Annotated in this window: 7 protein-coding genes; 5 read left to right on the top strand and 2 right to left on the bottom strand. The window is 64.8% G+C overall.

Annotated features, from left to right (window positions below; genetic code table 11):
* Positions 1-5: 5 nt before the first annotated feature.
* On the bottom strand, positions 6-1,406 hold the full coding sequence (locus FDT80_RS16875; RefSeq protein ID WP_138663494.1) for a helix-turn-helix domain-containing protein: 1,401 nt from the start codon (positions 1,404-1,406) through the stop codon (positions 6-8).
* 118 nt (positions 1,407-1,524) lie between these two features.
* Complete coding sequence (locus tag FDT80_RS16870; protein WP_138663493.1) at positions 1,525-2,754, bottom strand: multidrug effflux MFS transporter; 1,230 nt, start codon at positions 2,752-2,754, stop codon at positions 1,525-1,527.
* Between the two features lie 183 nt (positions 2,755-2,937).
* On the opposite strand from FDT80_RS16870, the gene FDT80_RS16865 reads away from it, so the two are divergent.
* The 5 genes from FDT80_RS16865 to FDT80_RS16845 are packed head-to-tail and all read left to right on the top strand — an operon-like array spanning position 2,938 to position 5,990.
* Positions 2,938-4,470 carry an acyl-CoA carboxylase subunit beta gene (locus tag FDT80_RS16865; protein WP_138663492.1) on the top strand — a complete coding sequence of 511 codons (1,533 nt, stop codon included), beginning with the start codon at positions 2,938-2,940 and terminating at the stop codon, positions 4,468-4,470.
* Positions 4,471-4,524: 54 nt separating this feature from the next.
* A complete protein-coding gene (locus tag FDT80_RS16860; protein WP_138663491.1) occupies positions 4,525-4,788 on the top strand; it encodes a DUF7218 family protein in 264 nt (87 codons plus the stop codon).
* A 13-nt stretch (positions 4,789-4,801) separates the two neighbouring features.
* Entirely contained in the window at positions 4,802-5,203 is a 402-nt protein-coding gene (locus FDT80_RS16855; protein ID WP_138663490.1) for a RidA family protein, read from the top strand.
* Positions 5,200-5,598 carry a cupin domain-containing protein gene (locus tag FDT80_RS16850; protein ID WP_138663489.1) on the top strand — a complete coding sequence of 133 codons (399 nt, stop codon included), beginning with the start codon at positions 5,200-5,202 and terminating at the stop codon, positions 5,596-5,598. The genes FDT80_RS16855 and FDT80_RS16850 overlap by 4 nt, the downstream gene beginning before the upstream one ends.
* Positions 5,595-5,990 carry a DUF6497 family protein gene (locus FDT80_RS16845; RefSeq protein ID WP_246039989.1) on the top strand — a complete coding sequence of 132 codons (396 nt, stop codon included), beginning with the start codon at positions 5,595-5,597 and terminating at the stop codon, positions 5,988-5,990. The genes FDT80_RS16850 and FDT80_RS16845 overlap by 4 nt, the downstream gene beginning before the upstream one ends.
* Positions 5,991-6,000 lie beyond the last annotated feature (10 nt).

Below are 6,000 nucleotides of genomic sequence, written 5' to 3'. Positions count from 1 at the left end.
AGGCGTCATTCGACGCTATAGGGCAGCACGTCGCGGGTGTTGGGATCGACGCGCAGCCGCCGCTCCAGCGGCGGAACGGAGCGTTGGTGACACTCCTTGCGTTCGCAGATCCGGCACGAAATTCCGATCGGTTCGAACGCGCCCGCACGCCCCAGGTCAAGACCGTCGGCATAGACCAGATCGCGCGCGTGGCGCACCTCGCAGCCCAGGGCGATGGCAAAGCGGCGCACCGGCGCGCCGAACCGCCCCGCCGGTTTCGTCACGTCGCGCGCCAGGCTGATATAGCGCACACCATCGGGGGTTTCGGCCAACTGGCGCAGAAAGCGGCCCGGTGTCTCGAACGCACGGTGCACGTTCCACAGCGGGCAGGCCCCGCCAAAGCGCGCGAATTGCAGCCGCGTGGCCGAATGGCGCTTGGTGATGGTGCCCGCCTGATCGACGCGCACGAAGAAAAACGGAATCCCCTTGGCGCGCGGGCGCTGCAACGTCGACAACCGGTGCGCCACCTGTTCGATCGAGGCGCCGAACTGGCTGGCCAGTACCTCCAGGTCGTGGCGGCAGGCGGCGGCGGCATCCTGGAACGCGCCATAGGGCATCAAGGCCGCGCCTGCGAAATAGTTGGCCAATCCGATCTTGGCGATGCCCTGTGCCTCGGTGCTGTGAAACCGCGCCAGGTCAAGCGTGGCATCCAGCAGCGGCGCGTGCCGGATCAGCGCGACCTGGAGCAACATCTGAAAGGTCTGCGTCTCGGGGCTGGCGCGGCTGGACAGGGTGACGCGGCCCGCGTCCGGGTCATAGGCGCGCATCCGGTCTGTATCGGCAAATGCCACCTGCACGCCGCTGTTGGCCAGCGCCGACACGGCGGCGACGCGGATATTGCGGTGACTGCCGTGCTTGTGCGCAAAGGTTTCGGCGGCGCGATCCACCGCGTCGATGTAATTGTCGCAATAGTGAAAGAAATCGCGCACCTCTTCCCAGGGGCTGGGGGTGGCGCGGGCATCCTCGCGGCCCAGTGCCTCGTCGAGCGAGGCAAGCCGTTCCTGCGTCTGGCGGTAACTGCGGTGCAGTTCCAGAAACGCCCGCGCCAGCGCCGGCGCGTTGGAGGCGGTCAGCCGCAGGTCGGCCATCGGCGGCACGCCGTCGGCAAAGACCGGGTCGGCCAGCGCTTCGCGCATGTCGCTGACCAATCGTTCGCTGTCACCCGCCGACAATTCGGTCACGTCCAGCCCGAATTCCTGCGCCAGCGCCAGAACCACCGTGGTGCTGACGGGGCGGTTGTTGTTTTCCATCTGGTTGAGATAGGGCAGGGACACGCCCAGCTTGGCGGCGAAATCCTTTTGGGTGTGGCCGATCCGCGTGCGCAATTCGCGCAGCTTGGCGCCTGCGTATAATTTTTGTGTCGCCATCCCGGACCGCCCTTTGCAAATTTGCAACCGCTCGCAGCGTAGCTTTGCAAACCGATGCTCGCAAGGTGGCGGATCAGGGTTAACGCGCGCTTAACGCCACGCGGTCAGAGGGCGCCGGTCACTCTGGCGCGCGGCGCAGTCCGATCCGGCGTTCGCGGCGATAGACCACCGCGATCGCGCCCACGCCCGCCGTCGACGTGCTGAGCATGATGTAGAGCAGCGGATAGGCGCCCGTCGATGGTGTCAGCAATGCGCCTGCCAGCGCGCTGAGCATCGCACCCCCGCCGATCATGATCGCCCCGCCAAGGCCCGAGGCCGTGCCCGCCAGATGGGGGCGCACCGACAGCATCCCCGCGGTGGCGTTGGGAATGACCAGGCCATTGCCCACCCCCACCAGCGTCATCAGCCCGAAAAAGCTGACCGGGCTGCCGTACCCCGCCCAAAAGACGATCAGGGACACCAGAACGCCCAGCGAATTGGCCAGGCTGCCCCACAGGACCAGCTTGTTGATGCCGAAATACGTGGCATAGCGCCCCGTGACGAAGTTGCCGGCGAAATAGCCGATGGCCGGGGCCCCGAAATACAGCCCCAGTTCCGATGGCGACATGCCGAACACGACGCTGCCCACGAAAGGCGCACCGCCGAGGTAGGCAAAGAACGCCCCCGAACAAAAGCTTGCCGCCAGCGAATAGCCCCAGAATCGCGGCGAGGTCAGAAGCTCGGGATATTCGGCGAATTGCGCGCGCAGCGTCTTGCCCGAACTCACGGCGGTTTCACCCAGATCCGCCCAGGTCAGCCACAGCGTCAGCGCGGCAAGAAGGAACAGCGCCCAGAAGTTCGCCTTCCAGCCGAACAGCTCGTCCAGCACACCGCCCAGGGCGGGGCTGAGCATCGGCACCACGGCCATGCCCATCGTCACATAGCCGATCATCGACGCGGCGCGGTCCTGGGCGAACATGTCGCGCACCACCGCGCGGCTGAGCACCATCGCGACGGCAATCACCGCCTGGCACATGCGAAAGACCAGGAAAACTTCGGCGCTGGGCGCATAGATGCAGCCCAGTGTCGCGAGCAGGAACAACCCCAGCCCCCACATGATCACCGGACGCCGGCCCATGTTGTCGGAAATCGGGCCGATCACGATCTGCAGGATCGCGCTGACCGCCAGATACAACGCCACCGAAAGCTGCATCAGCCGATATTCGGTCTGGAAATACTCGGTCATGTTCGGCAGACTGGGCAGGAACATGTTCATCACCATTGCGGACATGCCCGAAAGCAGGATCAGCGTGGCGATATGGGGCGGGGTCGCGCGGTCGAGAAACCGGACCAATGGTGCTTTTTGCATGGCAAGCAATTAGTCCGGGCCGCCGCGCTTGTCCACGCATAGCTGATATGCATATGCATGTATTTGCAGATTTGCAGTTTGCTGATCCCGTGCTGAATAAATTATGCAAATTTGCCAGATTTCCCTCGGATTGCGGCCTGCGCTTGGCTAGACTGCGCCAAATCACGTGTCAGAGGGTGCCCCATGAAAGATATTCTGGAACAGTTGGAAATCCGCCGCGAAACCGCCCGGATGGGCGGCGGGCAAAAGCGGATCGATGCCCAGCACAGCCGCGGCAAGCTGACCGCCCGCGAGCGGGTGGAGCTGTTGCTGGACGAGGACAGCTTTGAAGAATTCGACATGTTCGTCACCCACCGCTGCACCGATTTCGGGATGGAGCAGAACAAGACCGCGGGCGACGGCGTCGTCACGGGCTGGGGCACGATCAACGGCCGCCTTGTGTACCTGTTCTCCCAGGACTTCACCGTGTTCGGCGGATCGCTGTCGGAAACCCACGCCCAGAAAATCTGCAAGATCATGGACATGGCGGTGCAGAACGGCGCGCCCGTCATCGGCATCAACGATTCGGGCGGCGCGCGCATCCAGGAAGGCGTTGCATCGCTGGCCGGCTATGCCGAGGTGTTCCAGCGCAATATCGAGGCCTCGGGCGTCATTCCGCAGATCAGCGTCATCATGGGCCCCTGCGCCGGCGGCGCGGTCTATTCCCCGGCGATGACCGATTTCATCTTCATGGTCAAAGACAGCTCCTACATGTTCGTCACCGGCCCCGATGTGGTGAAGACCGTGACCAACGAACAGGTCACCGCCGAGGAACTGGGCGGGGCGACCACCCACACGCGCAAATCCTCCGTTGCGGATGCCGCGTTCGAAAATGACGTCGAGGCGCTGGCAGAGGTCCGCCGCCTTGTCGATTTCCTGCCCGCCAACAACCGTGAAAAACCCCCGGTCCGACCGTTCTTCGACGATCCCGAACGGATCGAGCCGTCGCTCGACACGCTGGTGCCGGAAAACGCCAACACGCCCTACGACATGAAGGAATTGATCCTCAAGCTGGGCGACGAGGGCGATTTCTACGAAATCCAGGAGGAATTCGCCAAGAACATCATCACCGGGTTCATCCGTCTCGAGGGGCGCACCGTGGGCGTCGTGGCCAACCAGCCGATGGTGCTGGCCGGATGCCTCGACATCGACAGCAGCCGCAAGGCCGCGCGCTTCGTGCGGTTCTGCGATGCCTTCGAAATTCCGCTGCTGACGCTGGTGGATGTGCCGGGCTTCCTGCCGGGCACGGGGCAGGAATTCGGCGGCGTGATCAAGCACGGCGCCAAGCTGCTCTTTGCCTATGGCCAGGCGACCGTGCCGATGGTCACGGTCATCACCCGCAAGGCCTATGGCGGCGCCTATGACGTGATGGCGTCCAAGCACCTGCGGTCGGATTTCAACTATGCCTGGCCCACGGCCGAGATCGCCGTGATGGGCGCCAAGGGCGCGACCGAGATCATCCACCGCGCCGACCTCAAGAACCCCGAAAAGCTGGCGCAGCACACCGCCGATTACGAGGCGCGCTTTGCCAATCCCTTCGTCGCCGCCGAACGGGGGTTCATCGACGAGGTGATCATGCCGCGCACCACCCGCAAACGCATCGCCCGCGCCTTTGCGAGCCTGCGCAACAAACAGGCGCGGATGCCGTGGAAAAAGCACGACAACATTCCGCTGTGACGGTGCGCGGAACACCAAAGGCGCACGCGGCGTTGGCTTTCGAAGGAGAGAGCCATGGCCAAAAAGCATGCCCCGTCGATCAAGGACGAAGACACCTACGAGGCGTTGCGCGCGCAGGGCGCGTCCAAGGAGAAGGCCGCGCGCATCGCCAATGCGCAGGCCAGCGAGGATCAGTCGCCATCGCAAAAGGGCGGCAAGGCCCCACCCTACGAGGAGTGGACCCGCGATGCCCTTTATGCCCGCGCCAAAGAGATCGGGATCGACGGGCGCTCAGGCATGACCAAGGACGAGCTGATCGAGGCGCTGCGCACCCACTGACGGCGGTGCGTCCATGACCCTGTTCCACGAGGTTCCGGGCGCGCCCGCGCAGGTGGGGCCGTTTTCCCACGCGACGGAAGCGGACGGCTGGGTGATCCTGACCGGCCAGATGCCGACCGTGCCCGGCGCACCCGACGCGCCCCTGGCCCAGGGCATCGCCGCGCAGACCCGGCAGGTCATCGCCAACCTTGAAACCGTGCTGACGGGGCTGGGGCTCGGTCTGGCGGACATCGTGCAATGCCGCTGTTACCTGACTGAATTCGAACGCGATTTCGACGCCTTCAACACCCTCTACAAAAGCTATTTCGCACCGGGTCGGCTGCCCGCGCGCACCACCGTCGGTGTGACCGCGCTTGCCGTGGGCGCGCTGGTCGAAATCGATTGCGTGGCGCGCCGACCGGAGGGCGCGGCATGACCCGGCTCTGGCGCAACCAGGCCTTCAGCATTGCCCATGCCGACGATGGCGCGTTCAAGGGGCAGGGGCTGCGGCCCTTCTTTGAATACCGCGATCTTGGGATCCGCGACGCGACCCGCGGCGCCTATGCCGCGCATGTGATCCGGGCAGTGCCCGGCATGGAAAGCCCCGGCACATGGCACAGCCACGACCTCGCCTTCCAGATGGTCTATGTCACCAAGGGCTGGGTCGAATTCGAATACGAGGACAGCGGCGTGCATGTCCTGCGCGCGGGCTCGTGCGTGCTGCAGCCGCCGGGCATCCGGCACCGCGAAGTGCGCCATTCCGACGACATGGAACTGATCGAAATCGTCAGCCCGGCCGCATTCGCGACCCAAGACGAGGCCGCCCCGTGATCCGGCCCGCCTGCCTTGCGCTGGCCTGCGTGCTGGCCGGGCCCGCGGCGGGCACCGGGGGCTCCGGTCTGCCCTCGGGGCAGACGGTCGAACTCTACGAGGTGCTGGTCGATCACGTCGGCGCCGAGCACTGGATCCGCTTTCGATTTCTCGCGCCGCAGATCGCGCGCGACACCGGGCAGCTTGGCTTTGCCGAGGTCGAGCCCGACATGACGTATCTTTGCGCGACGGTGGCCTTGCCCTATCTCGACGAATTTGATCTGGCGGGCGAGGTCGTGGTGATTTCGCTGGCGGATCGCGCGGTTGATTTCGGCCAGTCGGATCCCGACGCGACCCAGTATATCGACGCCTTTCGCGTCGAAAACGGCATCTGCATCTGGGAAGGCTACTGATGACACTACA

The organism is Sulfitobacter sabulilitoris, from assembly GCF_005887615.1.
Classification (GTDB): Bacteria; Pseudomonadota; Alphaproteobacteria; order Rhodobacterales; family Rhodobacteraceae; genus Sulfitobacter_E; species Sulfitobacter_E sabulilitoris.
This window is presented reverse-complemented; position numbering and strand designations above follow the sequence as displayed.

Coding starts and splice junctions, on each gene's coding strand:
- FDT80_RS16875 (WP_138663494.1), bottom strand. CDS start 1,406: ATGGCGACACAAAAATTATACGCAGGCGCCAAGCTGCGCGAATTGCGC.
- FDT80_RS16870 (WP_138663493.1), bottom strand. CDS start 2,754: ATGCAAAAAGCACCATTGGTCCGGTTTCTCGACCGCGCGACCCCGCCC.
- FDT80_RS16865 (WP_138663492.1), top strand. CDS start 2,938: ATGAAAGATATTCTGGAACAGTTGGAAATCCGCCGCGAAACCGCCCGG.
- FDT80_RS16860 (WP_138663491.1), top strand. CDS start 4,525: ATGGCCAAAAAGCATGCCCCGTCGATCAAGGACGAAGACACCTACGAG.
- FDT80_RS16855 (WP_138663490.1), top strand. CDS start 4,802: ATGACCCTGTTCCACGAGGTTCCGGGCGCGCCCGCGCAGGTGGGGCCG.
- FDT80_RS16850 (WP_138663489.1), top strand. CDS start 5,200: ATGACCCGGCTCTGGCGCAACCAGGCCTTCAGCATTGCCCATGCCGAC.